Raw genomic sequence first — 16,143 nt, forward strand, 5'->3', positions numbered from 1 at the left:
TGGAAAAGCTCGCGAAATGGTTATCGTGTTCTTTCGCGGCGCGCCCGCATTTGAACATCAGCCATTCGCGCCTTTCGGGGGCACTAGCCTTCGCGCCACCAAAGCGGTCGCTTTTGCGGTGGATTTTTCGCCCGCGCGGGGCGACAGTCCATTCAATCTCAACAGGGCCTGATCATGAGCGCGGCGTTCCTCTCCCACATCGACAGCGAGCTTCAAGGGCTGAAATCGGCCGGCCTCTTCAAATCCGAGCGGGTGATCACCTCGACGCAGTCGGCCGAGATTGAGGTGGGCGGCGAGAAGGTGCTGAATTTCTGCGCCAACAACTATCTCGGCCTCGCCGACAGCGCCGAGTTGCGCGACGCGGCCAAGCAGGCGCTTGACCGCTATGGCTATGGCATGGCGTCGGTGCGTTTCATCTGCGGCACGCAGGAAGAGCACAAGCAGCTCGAAGCGACGATTTCTGGCTTTCTGGGCATGGAGGACACGATCCTCTACGGCTCCTGCTTCGATGCCAATGGCGGCCTGTTCGAGACGCTGCTCGGCGAGCAGGATGCGGTCATCTCCGACGCGCTGAACCACGCTTCGATCATCGACGGCGTGCGGCTGTCGAAGGCAAAACGCTTCCGCTACGCCAACAACGACATGGCCGATCTGGAGGCGCGGCTGAAGGAGGCAATGGATTGCCGTTTCCGGCTGATCGCCACCGATGGCGTGTTTTCCATGGACGGCATCATCGCCAATCTGAAGGGCGTCTGCGATCTTGCCGAAAAGTATGATGCGATGGTTATGGTCGACGACAGCCATGCCGTCGGCTTCGTCGGCAAGAACGGCCGCGGCTCGGCCGAGCATTGCGGCGTCGAGGGCAGGGTGGATATCATCACCGGCACGCTCGGCAAGGCATTGGGCGGCGCGTCGGGCGGCTATACTTCGGGCAGGAGCCAAGTGGTCGACTGGCTGCGCCAGCGCTCGCGGCCCTATCTGTTTTCCAACACGCTGATGCCGGCGATCGCCGGGGCCTCGATCCGGGTTTTCGAATTGATCGGCAATGGCGATGGGCTGCGACAGCGCCTATATGCCAATGCGGCGCGCTTTCGCTCCGAGATGGGTAAGCTCGGCTTCACGCTGGCCGGCGCCGATCATCCGATCATACCGGTCATGCTGGGCGATGCGACGCTGGCGCAGGAGATGGCGGCGCGCATGCTGAAGCGCGGCATCTATGTCATCGGTTTCTCGTTTCCGGTGGTGCCGAAGGGCCAGGCGCGCATCCGCACGCAAATGTCGGCCGCCCATTCCAGTGCCGACATCGACCGTGCGGTCGAGGCGTTCGGTGCGGTCGGGCGCGAACTCGGTGTGATTTCCTGAACGGCCGGAACCGAAAAGCGATTCCGGATCAAGAGATTCAAGCGACTAAGGCTCTGGGGACAAAAGAATGTCGAACATGATGAAGGCGCTGGTCAAAGCCAAGGCCGAGCCGGGCATCTGGATGGAAGAAGTGCCGGTGCCGGAAATCGGCCCGAACGACGTTCTGATCAAGATCAAGAAAACCGCGATCTGCGGTACCGACGTCCACATCTACAATTGGGACCAATGGGCGCAGAAGACCGTGCCGGTGCCGATGGTGACCGGCCACGAGTTTGTTGGCACGGTCGCCGATTTCGGCGCGGCGGTGACCGAATACAAGGTCGGCCAGCGCGTCTCGGGCGAAGGTCACATCGTCTGTGGCCATTGCCGCAACTGCCGGGCGGGCAGGGGGCATCTGTGCCGCAACACGCTCGGCGTTGGCGTCAACCGGCCGGGCGCCTTCGGCGAATATCTGGCGATCCCGCAGCACAATGTCGTGCCGATCCCCGACGATGTGCCCGACGAGATCGCCGCGATCTTCGATCCCTTAGGCAATGCGGTTCACACCGCATTGTCCTTCGATCTCGTCGGCGAGGACGTGCTGGTCACCGGTGCCGGGCCGATCGGCATCATGGGTGCGCTGGTGGCGCAGTGCGTCGGCGCGCGAAAAGTGGTCATCACCGACATCAACCCGGTGCGGCTGGCGCTGGCGAAAAAACTCGGCGTCCAGCACGTGGTCGACGCGTCGAAGGAAAAGCTTCGCGACGTGATGCCGGCGCTCGGCATGACCGAGGGTTTTGATGTCGGTCTCGAAATGTCTGGCGCCGCACCCGCCTTCCGCGACATGATCGACACCATGAACAATGGTGGCAAGATCGCCATTTTGGGCATTGCGTCGACCGGCTTCGAGATCGACTGGAATAAGGTCATCTTCAAGATGCTGCATCTCAAGGGCATTTACGGCCGCGAGATGTTCGAGACCTGGTACAAGATGATCGCGCTGGTGCAGGGCCCGCTCGATGTCAGCGGCCTGATCACCCACCGCATCGGCATCGACGACTATATTTCCGGCTTCGAGGCGATGAAGAGCGGCAATTCCGGCAAGGTGGTGATGGACTGGTGATCCCGAAGCTACCAGTTTTACGCCCGCGCAAACGACCAGCGAGGACGCGACTTTGAAGCAGAACCGATTACTTGAGCCATTGGTGGCTGCTCTGGAACAGTTGGCCGGCCGATCATACGACGACATGAGGCTTATATTCACGGAAGTCGCCCGACGTCGGCCGGATTTGCTAGAACGGTCGCTGTTCTCTGAGCGTAGTCGCCGAACGACGGAAATCGAGAAGGTGCTGCTTAAGACCATCGCGGAAATAGACACGATGGTCAGCACCGGCTCATTGCCGGATGGACTGACCGCACCATTCTTAAGCCACTTGCGATTTAATCATTCGAACGGTCGTTTGCACGTTGGCCACGGTAGCCAATCCACGCTGCTGTTCTCGGAAGATACAGGGAGCTAGCCTTTGCTCAACACCGCTTCCAGCCCGGCCACTCCGCTGACAATCGCCGCTCGCTCGCTGGCGTTCAGCTCTCCCAACAAGTCCCGCTCGAAGGCTTTCGCCAGCGGCACCATTTCGCGATAGGCGGCAAGGCCAGCCCTGGTCAGCGTCAGATGTTCGAGGCGGCGGTCGTTTTCGTCTGGGATGCGTGTCAGCCACCGCCGCCGTTCGAGCTCGGCGACGGCGCGCGAAACCTTGGTCTTATGCATGGCCGACTGCTCGCCAAGTTCCGTCGCGGTCATCGTGCCGTTCTGGCCGAGCCCGGCCAGCGTGCGCCATTCCGGGCGCGTGAGGCCGTGACGGTCTTTGTAGACCCTCGAGAATTCGCGGCTGACGGCATCGGCGAGACGGTAGAGCCGGTAGGGCAGGAAGCTTTCGAGCTCGAGAATGTCCATTGTGCGTATCCGGGCAAATCGGAAGATTGATAGTTACATTTTCAATGGTTACAAATGAAACCAATCTGGTCAATCCGGGAGGATGCCATGGCCTTTTCCTACATGCCGGGCTTCGGCAACGACTTCGAAACCGAAACCTTGCCTGGTTCGCTGCCGCAAGGGCGGAACTCGCCGCAGCGGCCGGCCTACGGCCTTTATGCCGAGCAGCTTTCGGGCTCGCCCTTCACCGCGCCGCGCGGCACCAATGAGCGTTCCTGGCTCTATCGCATCAGGCCGAGCGTCAGGCACACCGGCCGTTTCAAGTCTGCGAGTTATCCGCTGTGGAAGAGCGCGCCCAATCTCGGCGATCACGAATTGGCGCTCGGGCAATATCGCTGGAATCCGGTGCCGATGCCGAAGGAGCCGACAGACTTCATCGCCGGTATGCGCTCGATCACCACCGCCGGCGACGTGCTCGGCCAGACCGGCATGGCCGCCCATGTCTATGTCGCTAACCGCTCGATGATAGACGACCATTTCTTCAACGCCGACGGCGAGTTGTTGGTCGTGCCGCAGGTGGGTGCCTTGCGCTTAGTCACCGAGATGGGCATCATCGAATTGCGACCGGGCGAGATTGCGGTGCTGCCGCGCGGCCTCGTGTTCAAGGTCGAACTGGTCGATGAAACAGTGCGCGGCTATGTCTGCGAGAATTACGGCGCCAAGCTGACGCTGCCGGATCGTGGCCCGATCGGCGCCAATTGCCTGGCCAATCCGCGCGATTTCAAGACGCCTTGCGCCTGGTTCGAGGACAAGGAGACGCCGTGCCGGCTGATCGTGAAATGGTGCGGGCAGTTCCATGTCACCGAGCTTGATCATTCGCCGCTGGATGTGGTGGCGTGGCACGGCAATTATTCGCCCTACAAATATGATCTTGCGACCTTTTCGCCGGTCGGCGCACTGTTGTTCGACCACCCCGATCCGTCGATCTTCACCGTGCTGACAGCGCCGAGCGGCGAAGAGGGCACCGCCAACATCGACTTCGTCATCTTTCCGCCGCGCTGGCTGGTGGCCGAGAACACCTTCCGCCCGCCCTGGTACCACCGCAACATCATGAGCGAGTTCATGGGCCTGATCCACGGCCAGTACGACGCCAAGGAGGAGGGGTTCGTTCCCGGCGGCATTAGCCTGCACAATCTGATGCTGGCCCACGGGCCTGATGCGTCTGGCTTCGAAAAGGCCTCGCGCGCCGAACTGAAACCGGTCAAGCTCGACAACACCATGGCCTTCATGTTCGAGACGCGATTCCCGCAGATGCTGACCCGCTACGCCGCCGAAGTTGAAACCCGGCAGGAGAATTACATCGACTGCTGGGCCGATCTAAAGAAGCGCTTCAACGGCACGCCCGAGGGCGACTGGTCTTGAGCGCTGATCCAACGCGGCTGGTGCTGCTGGGCTCGAAAGGCGGCCCGGCGCTCCGGCCGGGCGGGCCGTGGCCGAGTTCATCGCTGCTGGAGATCGGCGGCCGCAACATCGTTGTCGATTGTGGGCTTGGCGTGACGCGTGGGCTGGTCGACGCCGGCACCAGCTTGAAGACGCTGGATCTGATCTTCATCACGCATCTGCATTCCGACCATGTGCTGGAACTCGGTCCGCTGATCCACACCGCCTGGACGGCGGGTCTGGCGACACCGGTCACCGTGTTCGGCCCGCCCGGAACGGGCCACTACTGGCAGCGTTTTTGCCAGGCGATGGAATTCGACATCGAGATACGCATCGCCGACGAAGGCCGGCCCGATATCGCAGACATGGTTTCGATCGTCGAATTCGGCGAAGGCCGGGCAATGGAGGAGCGCGGCCTGAAGGTTTCAGCGCTGCGCGTCGACCACCCGCCGGTGATCGACTGCTTTGCGTTGCGCTTCGAGCATGCCGGACAAAGCGTCGTGTTCTCCGCCGATACGGCATACTTTCCGCCATTGGCCGATTTTGCCAAAGGCGCCGATATCCTCGTCCATGAAGCCATGCTGGAAGACGGCATCGAGCGGCTCGTCGCGAAGACCGGCAACGGCGCGCGGCTCAGAGAACATCTGCTCGCCAGCCACAGTTTTGCTGGGGAGGCGGGGTGTATCGCCACCGACGCCGGGGTCGGGAGACTGGTGCTCAACCACCTCATTCCGGCCGACGATCCCGAGATCGGAGAGGCCGATTGGATCGCCGCCGTTAGGAAAACATGGGCCGGTGACTTGACGATCACCCGCGACGGCCTTGTTGTGGGGCTTAGGGAGTGAGGATGGCCAACGACAAGCTTTGGGAAGAGGTGCGCGGATCCGAGGAGAGATCCTCGACGCAACTCTCGATGCTTCTTGAGAAAGTGCAGGATCTGCCATCTTTCGTCCGGTTCATCGACGCGCTGAGCAAGGACCGTAAGGACGCGGATCGCAAGGAGGCAACGAAGCCAGCAGGACCTGATACCAGCTGGAACGGATGGGAAAATGGCTCGCTCAGCACATTTCTTGAATCATCGGTCACTTGGTTCAAAGACAATGGGCGAGGCGACCCGGCATTTTTGGCGGGTGACAATCCCTGGAAAGCCGCAGCCAGAGTTATCTATGCCGGCAAATACTACGAGTAAACGCCCTGGGAGGACACATGAAGCTTGCCACATTGAAAGACGGGACGCGCGATGGAAAACTGGTCGTCGTCTCACGCGACCTGACGCGGTTCACCGATGCCTCGTTTCTCGTGCCGACGCTGCAGGCGGCGCTCGACGACTGGGGCCGAATAGCGCCGCATCTGGCCGCCATGGCGGAATCGCTGGAGAACAATGCGGTGCCGTCAGCGCGCTTTCACGAGCACGACGCCCATTCGCCGCTGCCGCGCGCCTATCAATGGGCGGACGGCTCGGCCTATGTGAACCATGTCGAGTTGGTGCGGAAGGCGCGGGGCGCGGAGATGCCGGCAAGCTTCTGGACCGATCCGCTGATTTATCAGGGTGGTTCGGACAGTTTCATCGCGCCGCGTGATCCGATCCGGGCGGCCGACGAGGCTTTTGGCGTCGACATGGAAGGGGAGGTTGCTGTCGTTGTCGATGATGTTCCGATGGGAGCAAGCCTGGATGAGACGCGGGCCGCGATCCGGCTGGTCATGCTGGTCAATGACGTCACGCTGCGCTCCCTGACCGCCCCAGAGCTTGCCAAGGGTTTTGGCTTCTTCCAGTCGAAACCATCCTCGGCTTTTTCGCCGGTCGCGGTGACGCCGGACGAGTTGGGCGACGCCTGGGATGGCGGCAAGGTCAGCCTGCCGCTGCTGGTCGATCTCAACGGCAAGCCGTTCGGCCGGGCCAACGCCGGCGTGGACATGACCTTCGATTTTCCGGCGCTGATTGCACATGCGGCGAAAACCCGGCCGCTGGCCGCCGGCACCATCATCGGTTCTGGCACCGTCTCCAACAAGCTCGACGGCGGCCCGGGCAAGCCCGTCTCGGCGGGCGGCGCCGGCTATTCCTGCATTGCCGAGTTGCGTATGATCGAGGCGATCGAGGCCGGCGCGCCGAAAACGCCATTCCTGCGTTTTGGCGACACGGTGCGCATTGAGATGAAGGACAGAGCCGGACACTCGATCTTTGGCGCCATCGAGCAGAAGGTCGAGAAATACGAGAGCTAGGACAATGACGGGCATATCTTTCTATCTTCTGTGCGGTGTCTGGGCCCTTGTCATGCTGGTAATCTTCGTCCAGGCGATCCGGCTGAGCTATCGCATCGAGGCGCGCTCTCCCGACCTGACCAACCGCAGCGGCTTTCCGCGCAACGCGATGATGTTCCATACCGTCACCAACACGAACGTGGCGCGGGACGAGGAGACGCAAGCCATGCGGCGGCGCATGAACCGGCTTCTGCTGGTCGTTCTCGCCGGATTTGCGCTTCTGTGGGCGGGCGTGTCCTTGGTCCAGTCAGCGGAGTGAAGCCATGGACCTGCTGGACCATAGTCGCCGCATGGCGCGCAACAATCTCTGGTCGAATGACCGGCTCTATCGCGCTGTGTTGCAGCTTCAGCCCGGTGAATTCGAAGCCGAGCGAACCAGCTTCTTCCCGTCGATCAAGGCAACACTCAACCACATCCTGGCGGTCGATCATCTCTATCTCGATTTTCTCGAAGAGGGCGGCGTTGGCGCCGCGGCCTATGATGAGTTCTTGTTCTTCGACGAAGCGGACGCGCTCTTTGGCAAGCGGGCGGCGGCCGACCTACGGCTGGTCGCCTTTTGCGACCGTCTGTCGGCCGACGATCTCGATCGCCGCGTCATCACCGACCGGCGCGAGGACGGCATGATCCCCGAGCGCATCGGCGACCTGCTCGCCCATCTCTTCATCCACGACATCCATCATCGCGGCCAAGTGCACGCAATGCTGTCCGGCACGTCGGTGAAGCGCCGCAGCTCGACGAGTTCTTCCTCGACTATGATCTGAAGCTGCGGAAAGCGGAGGTCGAGCGGCTGAATCTGGAATGATCAAACCAACGTAACGTCATAGGCTGAAAAATGCCGATCCGCAGTGACCAACGTCAGGCCTTCAATTTGAGCCTGTGCGATGAGCAGACGGTCGAAAGGATCGCGGTGATGGAGCGGCAAATGCTCAAGCCTCGCCGCGTGTAGTTCATTCACACTGAGGATCGGAATGCCGTTCGATCGCAAGATCTCCACTATGTTGCCTGTGAGCGTGACTTTGCCGAGCGATTTCTTGATGGCGATCTCTGCTACCGAGACGGCGCTGACGACCACATCCTCGCCCGCAAGAAAGATGTCGCGATGGTGGTCCGAAAGGCGTGAGTACCCAAAGCAGAATATGAGTATCCACCAGATATTGGTGGCTCATTTAGTGTACTCGTCCCATTCGGGACCGAGTTCATCAAAATCATCCGATATCCGAATTTGGCCTTTCAGGGCCCCAAAAAGGCCCTTGCTTCCGCCAGCCCGGGCGGGCGCGCTCAAGGTCGCCACCACCTCTCCGTGCCGCGTCAGATGGATCTCTTCGCCGGCCTGGGCACGTTTCACCAACTCGGAGAGTTGGGCCTTTGCTTTTGCCATCGGAACATTCATGGTCAGACCTCTTATGACCAGAATTAAGGTCATAACTGATCAAACCACAAGGCACCTCGGGCCGAACTGGCTACGCCGCCTTGCCGTCCACCTTCAGCACCCCGCGCTTGATCTGGTCCTGCTCGATCGATTCGAACAATGCGCGGAAATTGCCCTCGCCAAAGCCTTCATCGCCCTTCCTCTGAATGAATTCGAAGAAGATCGGTCCGATCACGGTTTTGGAAAAGATCTGCAGCAGGATCTTGGTCGTGCCGCCGTCGACCACGCCTTCGCCGTCGATCAGGATACCGTGCTTTTTCATCCGCTCGATCGGCTCGTCATGGCCGCTAACCCTGTCGTGGGACATGTCGTAATAGGTCTCGGGCGGACCTGGCATGAACTTCAGCCCGTTGGCGGCCAGCCTGTCGGTGGCGCCGTAGATCTCGTCCGTGCCGACGGCAATGTGCTGGATGCCTTCGCCATTGTACTTCTTCAGATACTCGGCGATCTGGCTGGTCTCGTCCTTGGATTCGTTGAGCGGAATGCGGATCTTGCCGCAGGGCGAGGTAATGGCGCGGCTGACCAGTCCGGTGATCTTGCCGTCGATATCGAAGAAATGGATTTGCTTGAAGCCGAACAGGTCGCGGTAGAAATCCCACCATTTGTCCATGTTGCCGCGGTAGACATTGTGGGTGAGGTGGTCGAGATAATAGAAGCCGACGCCTTCCGGCTTTGGGTCGCGCGCCCCCAGCCAGTCGAACTCGGCATCATAGGCTGAGCCCTTCTCGCCGTAGACCTCGATGAAATAAAGCAGCGAGCCGCCGATGCCGACGATTGCTGGCACGTCGAGCGCCTTGTCGGTGCCTTCGTAAGGCGTGGCCCCTTTGGCGACGGCGTGATCGAAGGCATGCTTGGCGTCGACTACCCGCCAAGCCATCGACGCTGCGCAGGGCCCATGCTTGTCGACGAATTTCATTGCATGCGAGTCGGGTTCGGCATTGACGACATAGTTGATGTCGCCCTGCCGCCAGACGGTGATGTTCTTGGTGCGATGCTTGGCCACCGGCACATAGCCCATACGGGCAAAAAGCTCGGCGAGCTTTTCCGGTTCGGGATGCGCGAACTCAACGAATTCGAAGCCGTCGGTGCCGGCTGGGTTGGCTTTGCTGATCTTCGCGGGCGGCGCATCGTGCGGGAAGGGACCCATGGCATTGTCCTCCAAAGCTGGCGTGGCCAAAAAGGCCACTTCAACCCAATCATAGCGCGGAGCGATTGCACGGTGCTTGCATTCAAACGCTTGAAATGATCAGATCATGCGGGAGTTGTGCATGATAGAAGGAAAATTCATGGATGACGCGCGCATTGATCAGTTTGATCGCAAGATAATGGCTCTGTTGCAGGGCGACGCACGGCTGACCAACAACGATCTATCGGAACGGGTGAACCTGTCGGCGTCGCAATGTTCGCGCCGCCGCCAGAGACTGGAGGAGGATGGCTATATCAGAGGCTACAGGGCGGTACTCGACCGCGACAAGCTCGGCTTCTCGCTGGTCAACGTCATCTCGGTGACGCTTGCCACCCACAACCGCGACAATGCGCAGCGCTTCGGCGAATTGGTGGCGCGGCTGCCGGAAGTGCAGGAGGCGCATGCGCTGACCGGCGAGATGGACTACATCCTGAAGGTGGTGACGCCCGACCTGAAATCGCTGTCGGAGTTCGTCAACGGCGTACTCCTGCCGCACGAATCCGTGCAGCATGTGAAGACGGCGATCGTGCTCGAAACGCTGAAGGAAACCGGCGCGCTGCCGATCTGACGGCGCGCTGCCATAGTCAGTCCTTCGATTGCTGGATCAGCCCATAAAGATTGGTGCAGCGGGCGCCGGAACGGCAATAGGCGAAGATCGGGCCTTCGAGTTCGTCGAGCGCCTCGGCCTGGTCCTCGACATTCTCGGCCGTGATCTGGCCGCTGACGACCGGGATGTAACGGAAAGCGAGCCCAGCGGCTTCAACCGCCGCTTTGACCGTGTCGGCCGAAGGCTGGCCGGGCTGTTCTTCATCCGGTCTGTTGCAGATGACGCTCTTGAAGCCGGCGGCCTTGATGGCAGCGACGTCGGCGGGCTGGATCTGGCCCGAGACCGAATAGTCCTCGCTGATCTCACGATATTCCATGGTCTTGTCCTCGCAATCTTGTTGGCGGCAGTCTTGCCACTCCACGACGAAGCCGGCAATCCGCATCGGGGGAATTCTCTGCCAAATAGATATTGCGAGCCGGAAATCCAACCGGGGCGACAATGCCCAGTCGAATAGACTCAGCTTCCGAGGATCGCACCTTTGATCTGGGCGATGTTGTTGTGCATCAGGTCGATATAGGTCGAGGCCGGGCCGTCGGGCTGCGATAGCGCGTCCGAATAGAGCGTGCCGCCCACCTTGATGCCCGTCTCGCTGGCGATCTGCTCGATCAGCCGCGCATTGGTGATGTTCTCGATGAAGACTGCAGCCGCCTTGTCCTGCTTCACCTGGCTGACCAGCTTGGCGACGTCGGCAGCGGACGGCTCCGACTCCGTCGACACCCCTTCGGGGGCCAGGAAGGTGAGGCCATAGGCCTTCTCGAAATAGCCGAAGGCATCATGCGAGGTGATGACGACGCGTTTCTCTTCCGGTATGGACTGGATCGCCGCCTTCACTTCGCCTTCGACCGCATCGAGCTTCGCCGTGTAGGCCGTGGCATTGGCCTTGTAGCTGTCGCAACCCGCAGCGTCAGCGGTGCAGAAGGCGTCGGCGATGTTCTTCACATAGATCTTGGCATTGGCGATCGACTGGAAGGCATGTGGATCGGTGTCTTCGCCTTCGGCGGCATCGGCGTCGGCGAATTCGGGTTTGAAGTTGATCGGCGTGACGTCCTTGGTCAGAACGGCGATTGTCGCCTTGGTGGCGCTGGCGTCGACCAGGCGCTGCAGAAAGCCTTCGAAATGCAGGCCGTTGACCAGCACCACATCCGCACCCGCCATGGCCACCGCGTCCGCCGGGTTCGGCTCGTAGACATGGGCATCGCCGTCCGGCCCGACGATAGTGGTCAGATTGATGCGATCGCCGCCGACATTTTTGGCGAAATCGGCAATGATCGTGAAGCTGCAGACCACTTTCAACGGCTCCGCGAGGGCCGCCGACGCGCTAAAGGCAGTTAATGTTATAACGCTCATTGCCAAGGCGGCGCGGATCGACTTCAGCATGGACAAGTCTCCTTTTTGGGATCAGGCGGTTCTGTGGCGGTGATGGATAATACGGGCGCGCAGGATGCCGCGCGTGCCGAACAAGATCGAAGCAAAATAGACGACGCCCGCAGACAAGATGATCGCCGGGCCGGAAGGCAGCGAAACATGATAGGACAGAAGCAGCCCGGCGACGCAGGAGGCAAAGCCAATCAACACCGCCAGCACGCACATCGGCTCGACGCGCATGGTCCAGAAGCGGGCGGCGGCGGCAGGCAGCATCATCAGTCCGACCGACAGCAGCGTGCCGAGCGCCTGGAAGCCGCCGACAAGGTTGAGCACGACGAGGCCGAGGAAGATGAAATGCACCGGACTACCCAATCGGCTGACCGAGCGCAGGAACAATGGATCGAGGCATTCGGCGACCAGCGCCCGCCAGAAGACGGCGAGGCTGACCAGCGTAACCAGGACGATGCCGCCGATCAGCGTCAGCGCTTCATTGTTGAGTGCCAGCACGGTGCCGAACAGCACATGCATGAGATCGACGCTGGAGCCGCGGATCGATACCATTAGCACGCCGATGGCCAGCGAAATCAGATAGAAGGCCGCCATTGAGGCGTCCTCGCGCTGGACGGTGAAGCGCGAGACGGCGCCGGCACCGAGCGCCACGATGATACCAGCAATCAACCCGCCGATGGTCATCGGCAGGATCTCCAGCCCATAGAACAGGAAGCCGGCGGCAGCCCCCGGCAGGATGGCATGGGCCATGGCGTCGCCGGAAAGGCTCATGCGCCGCAGCATCAAAAACACGCCGACGGGGCAGGCGCCAAGCGACAGCATCAGCGACCCGGCAAGCGCCCGCTGCATGAAGGCGAAATCGGCGAACGGAGCGATGAGAAGACCGTAGAGCGTCTCTATCATGCCGCCCTCGGCCCGGAACCGTCATGATGGTGGTGCCCATGATCGTGCCCAGGGTGATGAGCGTGATCACCGTGCTCATGATTGTCGGGCTCGCACCAGGGTGCGTTCTCCTCCCAGGCCTCGTGGAAGCGTCGCGCGCGCAGCAGATTTTCCGGCCGCAGCGTTTCCTTGGTCTCGCCCCAGGCGATTGGCTGGCGCGCCAGCAATAGCGTTTCGGGGAAATTCTGGCGCACTAGATCCAAATCGTGGACAACGACCATGATCGTGCGTTCCTCGCCATGCCAGCGCTTGATCAGTGCGATCAGGTCGCCGACCGTCTTGGTGTCGACGGCGTTGAACGGCTCGTCGAGCAGGATCAGGTCGGCATCCTGCAGCAGAACGCGGGCAAACAGCGTGCGCTGCAACTGGCCGCCCGACAGCGTGTCGATCGGGCGCTTCTCGAAGCCGCCGAGGCCGACGGCCATCAGCGCCTGGCTGACCGAATCGCGATCTTCCTTGGTATAGCGGCCGAGCAGCCCGCGCCGTGGCCACAGCCCGAGCGAAACCAGATCGACAACCCTGGCCGGAAAGGAGCGGTCGAGCTCCGACTGCTGCGGCAGATAGGCGGCGCGTACGCCGGGCGCGCGGACAACCGTGCCGGCCATCGGCTTCAACACGCCGACGATACCCTTCATCAGGGTCGACTTTCCCGAGCCGTTGGCGCCGACGACGGCAGTCAGCGATCCCCGGCGGATCGTGCCGTCGAGATGATGGATCGCCGGATGACTGTTGTAGCCCAGCGTCAGATCGCGGAAGGTCAGGCAGGTTTTGGTCATATACGATCCGTGGCGGCACGACTGGTACGTCGGCGGCGATTGGATATGTGATGTTATTACATTAGTCAACAAGCCAATCGGGCGGAATTGCGGCGACCGAGGAGATTTGCCTGTACTCTTTGGCGGTTGGCTCAAGAGGATTCGCTCGTGCAACCTTGCCCCCGGCGAACCGCGACTCTAAAGAGGCGCGACCCACAAAGGAAGGAACGTCCAATGAGCATTCGTCGCATCGATGTAGGCCCGCGCATGAGCCAGATCGTCATCCACGGCAACACCGTCTATCTAGCCGGCCAGGTCGGTCAGCCGGGCGGAAACGTCGGCGCCCAGACAAGGGACATTCTGGCCGCCATCGACGAATTGCTGGCCAAGGCCGGCACCGACAAGACCAAGATCCTGCAGGCGATCATCTGGCTGGCCGACATGAGCACCTTTGCCGAGATGAATGCGGAATGGGACAAGTGGGTGCCGCAGGGCCACACCCCGGCCCGCGCCACCGGTGAGGCCAAGCTTGCCGGCCCGGAATATTTGGTCGAGATCATCGTTACCGCTGCCATCTGAGGCGCGGCGCTTTACCCTCCCCCTTGAGGGAGGGTCGCGAAGCAAATTGCCGCAGGGTGGCACTTTGCGAAGCGGGGTGGGGTCGGTGCAACCTCGCCGACCCCACCCCGTCTCGCAGTCTCTGCTTCGCTCCGACTGCTCGCCGACCCTCCCCCTCGAGGGGGAGGGTTACCCCTGCGAAGGCGTAAACCTTGCCACCAGCATGTGGCTATCCGCCGGGTAGGTGAAACGCACATGGGTGACGGGGTGCTCGGCGCTCCATGTCCGCCGCTCGACCACCAAACATGGTGCGCCGGCTTGGATACCGAGCGCGGCCGCAATGTGTCTGTCGGCGGCGACTGCGCGAATGCGGTGCTCGGCGGCGCTCCACGGCACGCGGGCAATCAGCCAGGGCCCGGGCGCGATGGCATGAAATTCTTCGTCGGCGGCCTCGGCCACGGCGGCCAGGTTGATCAGCCTCTGTTCGTGGGCGAACGGCCGCTTGCCGGCGAAATGCTGGCATTCCAGCGCCAGCACAGGTCCGGCGGCAGAGAGCTCCAGCAAGGCGCGGTCCTCCATAGTGCTGCGCCTTTTATGTCGCGCCACACGCTCGTAGCGATAGGGCAGACCGAGCGCCTCGACCTCGATCCTGATATCGTGGATTTCCAACACCGCGGCTTGCGACTGCGGCCGCCGGACAAAACTGCCGGAGCGGCGGCGGCGCTCGATCAGCCCGGCCTTGGCAAGCTGCGACAGCGCCTTGTTCACTGTCATGCGCGAGCATTTGTACTCGGCCGTCAGTTCGTGCTCAAACGGGATGCGGTGGCCGGGCGGCCAGGCGCCGGAAAGGATCCGCTCGCTGATGTCGGACAGGATGCGCTGATGCAGCGAGAGAGGCTCGCCGCCGTCCATTGTCTCGATTGTGCTCATGCCGAAAGCGCCGTCATCACCTTGCGAAAACGCTCGGCAATGGCATCGCGCCTTGCATGCCTGCCGCCGATGACCAGTTTCTTGCCATGCACCCAGACGCAATCGACCTTGGTGCCGTTGGCGAAGATCCAGGCGTCGAGCACCGCGTCGCCCGTCTTGCCGGCAAGCGAGGGGTGGATGCCGTCGAGAGAGACGAAATCGGCAGAGGCACCAGCGGCGATCTCTGAGGGGCCCGCGCCAAGGGCCGCACTGCCTCCGTCGAGCGCTGCATCGAACAGCGCGCGGCCGGTCGAGCCGCCCGCCACCGCCAGCACGTTGCGGGCACGGTGGGCGAGACGCTGTGAATATTCGAGCTGCCGCAATTCGTCGGGCAGACCGATCAGCACGTTGGAATCGGAGCCGACGCCGAAGCGGCCGCCATGTTGCGTGAACAGGGGCGCGGCAAAGGTGCCATCGCCGAGATTGGCCTCGGTGATCGGGCAGAGGCCGGCGATTGCTCCGCTTTTGGCCATGCCAATCGTTTCCGCATCGGTCATGTGGGTGGCATGGATCAGGCACCAGCGCTCATCGACCTTGGCATTGGCGAGCAGCCATTCGACCGGCCGTGCCCCGGACCAGGCAAGGCAGTCCTCGACTTCCTTCACTTGCTCGGCAATATGGATGTGGATCGGTCCGCCCGGCACCATTGCCGCGATATCCTCCAGTTCCTCCGGTGTCACGGCGCGCAGACTGTGCGGGGCGACGCCAACGACGCCTTGATTCAAGGTGCGAACGCATTCCTGGCATTTCTCAACGAGCTGCGAGAACCGATTCACATCGTTGATGAATCGCCGCTGGCCTTCGTTCGGCGCAGCGCCGCCGAAGGAGGAATGCGCATAGAAGACCGGCAGCAGCGTCAGTCCGATGCCGGTGTCGGCAGCGGCGGCAGTGATGCGCTCCGCCATCTCGGCGATATTGGCATAGGGTTGGCCATCGCGATCGTGGTGGAGGTAGTGAAACTCGCCGACGCGCGAAAATCCGGCCTCCAGCATCTCGACATAGAGCTGGGCTGCGACCGCCTCGACCTGATCAGGTGTCATCCACAGTGCGAAACGATACATCACCTCCCGCCAGCTCCAGAAACTGTCGGCTGAAGGGCCGCGCTGCTCGGCAAGGCCCGCCATGCCGCGCTGGAAGGCATGGCTGTGCAGGTTCGGCATGCCTGGAAGCAGGATGGCATGGCGTTCGTCGCCGGGCTGGGAAGACGCGTTCGGCTCGATCGTGGTGATACGGCCATCACTGACGACGATCCGGGCATTGGAATGCCAGCCGTCGGGCAGAAGCGCCTGTTCCGCAAAGATCGCCGTCACGTTTTTCTCTCCGATTCCTGTGTCCCGTGCAATGATACCA

At 61.7% G+C, this 16,143-nt stretch carries 20 protein-coding genes and 1 pseudogene; 11 read left to right on the top strand and 10 right to left on the bottom strand.

The window, feature by feature from the left end:
* The first annotated feature begins 174 nt into the window (after positions 1-174).
* The 3 genes from NKH73_RS15000 (at position 175) to NKH73_RS15010 (ending at position 2,861) form a co-directional block, all read left to right on the top strand.
* Positions 175-1,362 carry a glycine C-acetyltransferase gene (locus NKH73_RS15000; RefSeq protein WP_352932705.1) on the top strand — a complete coding sequence of 396 codons (1,188 nt, stop codon included), beginning with the start codon at positions 175-177 and terminating at the stop codon, positions 1,360-1,362.
* 67 nt (positions 1,363-1,429) lie between these two features.
* Positions 1,430-2,464 (top strand): L-threonine 3-dehydrogenase, encoded by a 1,035-nt coding sequence (gene tdh / locus NKH73_RS15005; protein ID WP_352932708.1) that lies wholly within the window; start codon positions 1,430-1,432, stop codon positions 2,462-2,464.
* 52 nt (positions 2,465-2,516) lie between these two features.
* Entirely contained in the window at positions 2,517-2,861 is a 345-nt protein-coding gene (locus NKH73_RS15010; RefSeq protein ID WP_352932710.1) for a hypothetical protein, read from the top strand.
* On the opposite strand, the gene NKH73_RS15015 is transcribed toward NKH73_RS15010, so the two are convergent.
* Entirely contained in the window at positions 2,858-3,295 is a 438-nt protein-coding gene (locus NKH73_RS15015; protein WP_352932712.1) for a MarR family winged helix-turn-helix transcriptional regulator, read from the bottom strand. The two genes, NKH73_RS15010 and NKH73_RS15015, sit on opposite strands and share 4 nt — an antisense overlap.
* 87 nt (positions 3,296-3,382) lie before the next feature.
* Here NKH73_RS15015 and hmgA point away from each other — a divergent pair, with 87 nt between their 5' ends.
* From hmgA to NKH73_RS15045, 6 genes and pseudogenes are all read left to right on the top strand, one after another.
* Positions 3,383-4,696: a homogentisate 1,2-dioxygenase gene (hmgA, locus tag NKH73_RS15020; RefSeq protein ID WP_352932715.1), complete on the top strand. Its 1,314-nt coding sequence runs from the start codon at positions 3,383-3,385 to the stop codon at positions 4,694-4,696.
* Positions 4,693-5,559 (top strand): MBL fold metallo-hydrolase, encoded by an 867-nt coding sequence (locus tag NKH73_RS15025; protein ID WP_352932717.1) that lies wholly within the window; start codon positions 4,693-4,695, stop codon positions 5,557-5,559. Before hmgA ends, NKH73_RS15025 begins: the two co-directional genes overlap by 4 nt.
* Before the next feature lie 2 nt (positions 5,560-5,561).
* A complete protein-coding gene (locus tag NKH73_RS15030) occupies positions 5,562-5,903 on the top strand; it encodes a DUF7660 family protein (protein ID WP_352932719.1) in 342 nt (113 codons plus the stop codon).
* A 17-nt stretch (positions 5,904-5,920) separates the two neighbouring features.
* Positions 5,921-6,934 (top strand): fumarylacetoacetate hydrolase family protein, encoded by a 1,014-nt coding sequence (locus NKH73_RS15035; RefSeq protein WP_352932721.1) that lies wholly within the window; start codon positions 5,921-5,923, stop codon positions 6,932-6,934.
* A 4-nt stretch (positions 6,935-6,938) separates the two neighbouring features.
* Positions 6,939-7,232 carry a hypothetical protein gene (locus NKH73_RS15040; protein WP_352932724.1) on the top strand — a complete coding sequence of 98 codons (294 nt, stop codon included), beginning with the start codon at positions 6,939-6,941 and terminating at the stop codon, positions 7,230-7,232.
* 4 nt (positions 7,233-7,236) lie between these two features.
* Positions 7,237-7,775: pseudogene (locus tag NKH73_RS15045) on the top strand (DinB family protein).
* On the opposite strand, the gene NKH73_RS15050 reads toward NKH73_RS15045, so the two are convergent.
* The 3 genes from NKH73_RS15050 to hppD form a co-directional block, all read right to left on the bottom strand.
* The gene (locus NKH73_RS15050; protein WP_352932727.1) at positions 7,776-8,045 is read right to left on the bottom strand and encodes a type II toxin-antitoxin system VapC family toxin; all 270 of its coding nucleotides are present in this window, start codon (positions 8,043-8,045) and stop codon (positions 7,776-7,778) included.
* Positions 8,046-8,135: 90 nt separating this feature from the next.
* Entirely contained in the window at positions 8,136-8,363 is a 228-nt protein-coding gene (locus NKH73_RS15055) for a type II toxin-antitoxin system Phd/YefM family antitoxin (protein ID WP_095485689.1), read from the bottom strand.
* Between the two features lie 70 nt (positions 8,364-8,433).
* Entirely contained in the window at positions 8,434-9,549 is a 1,116-nt protein-coding gene (hppD, locus tag NKH73_RS15060; RefSeq protein ID WP_352932731.1) for a 4-hydroxyphenylpyruvate dioxygenase, read from the bottom strand.
* A 139-nt stretch (positions 9,550-9,688) separates the two neighbouring features.
* On the opposite strand from hppD, the gene NKH73_RS15065 reads away from it, so the two are divergent.
* Complete coding sequence (locus tag NKH73_RS15065) at positions 9,689-10,156, top strand: Lrp/AsnC family transcriptional regulator (RefSeq protein ID WP_029354039.1); 468 nt, start codon at positions 9,689-9,691, stop codon at positions 10,154-10,156.
* Positions 10,157-10,172: 16 nt separating this feature from the next.
* Here NKH73_RS15065 and NKH73_RS15070 read toward each other — a convergent pair whose 3' ends face one another.
* The 4 genes from NKH73_RS15070 to aztA form a co-directional block, all read right to left on the bottom strand.
* Entirely contained in the window at positions 10,173-10,511 is a 339-nt protein-coding gene (locus NKH73_RS15070) for a protein tyrosine phosphatase family protein (RefSeq protein ID WP_352932734.1), read from the bottom strand.
* A gap of 140 nt (positions 10,512-10,651) precedes the next feature.
* On the bottom strand, positions 10,652-11,572 hold the full coding sequence (aztC, locus tag NKH73_RS15075) for a zinc ABC transporter substrate-binding protein AztC (RefSeq protein WP_352932737.1): 921 nt from the start codon (positions 11,570-11,572) through the stop codon (positions 10,652-10,654).
* Positions 11,573-11,593: 21 nt separating this feature from the next.
* On the bottom strand, positions 11,594-12,469 hold the full coding sequence (gene aztB / locus NKH73_RS15080; protein WP_352933032.1) for a zinc ABC transporter permease AztB: 876 nt from the start codon (positions 12,467-12,469) through the stop codon (positions 11,594-11,596).
* The gene (aztA, locus tag NKH73_RS15085; protein WP_352932740.1) at positions 12,469-13,287 is read right to left on the bottom strand and encodes a zinc ABC transporter ATP-binding protein AztA; all 819 of its coding nucleotides are present in this window, start codon (positions 13,285-13,287) and stop codon (positions 12,469-12,471) included. The genes aztB and aztA overlap by 1 nt, the downstream gene beginning before the upstream one ends.
* A gap of 213 nt (positions 13,288-13,500) precedes the next feature.
* Here aztA and NKH73_RS15090 point away from each other — a divergent pair, with 213 nt between their 5' ends.
* The gene (locus NKH73_RS15090) at positions 13,501-13,845 is read left to right on the top strand and encodes a RidA family protein (RefSeq protein WP_095485694.1); all 345 of its coding nucleotides are present in this window, start codon (positions 13,501-13,503) and stop codon (positions 13,843-13,845) included.
* A gap of 168 nt (positions 13,846-14,013) precedes the next feature.
* Here NKH73_RS15090 and hutC read toward each other — a convergent pair whose 3' ends face one another.
* Positions 14,014-14,754 carry a histidine utilization transcriptional repressor HutC gene (hutC, locus tag NKH73_RS15095; RefSeq protein ID WP_352932748.1) on the bottom strand — a complete coding sequence of 247 codons (741 nt, stop codon included), beginning with the start codon at positions 14,752-14,754 and terminating at the stop codon, positions 14,014-14,016.
* Complete coding sequence (locus NKH73_RS15100; protein ID WP_352932751.1) at positions 14,751-16,103, bottom strand: formimidoylglutamate deiminase; 1,353 nt, start codon at positions 16,101-16,103, stop codon at positions 14,751-14,753. Before NKH73_RS15100 ends, hutC begins: the two co-directional genes overlap by 4 nt.
* Positions 16,104-16,143 lie beyond the last annotated feature (40 nt).

Source organism: Mesorhizobium sp. M0938, from assembly GCF_040319125.1.
Classification (GTDB): domain Bacteria; phylum Pseudomonadota; class Alphaproteobacteria; order Rhizobiales; family Rhizobiaceae; genus Mesorhizobium; species Mesorhizobium robiniae.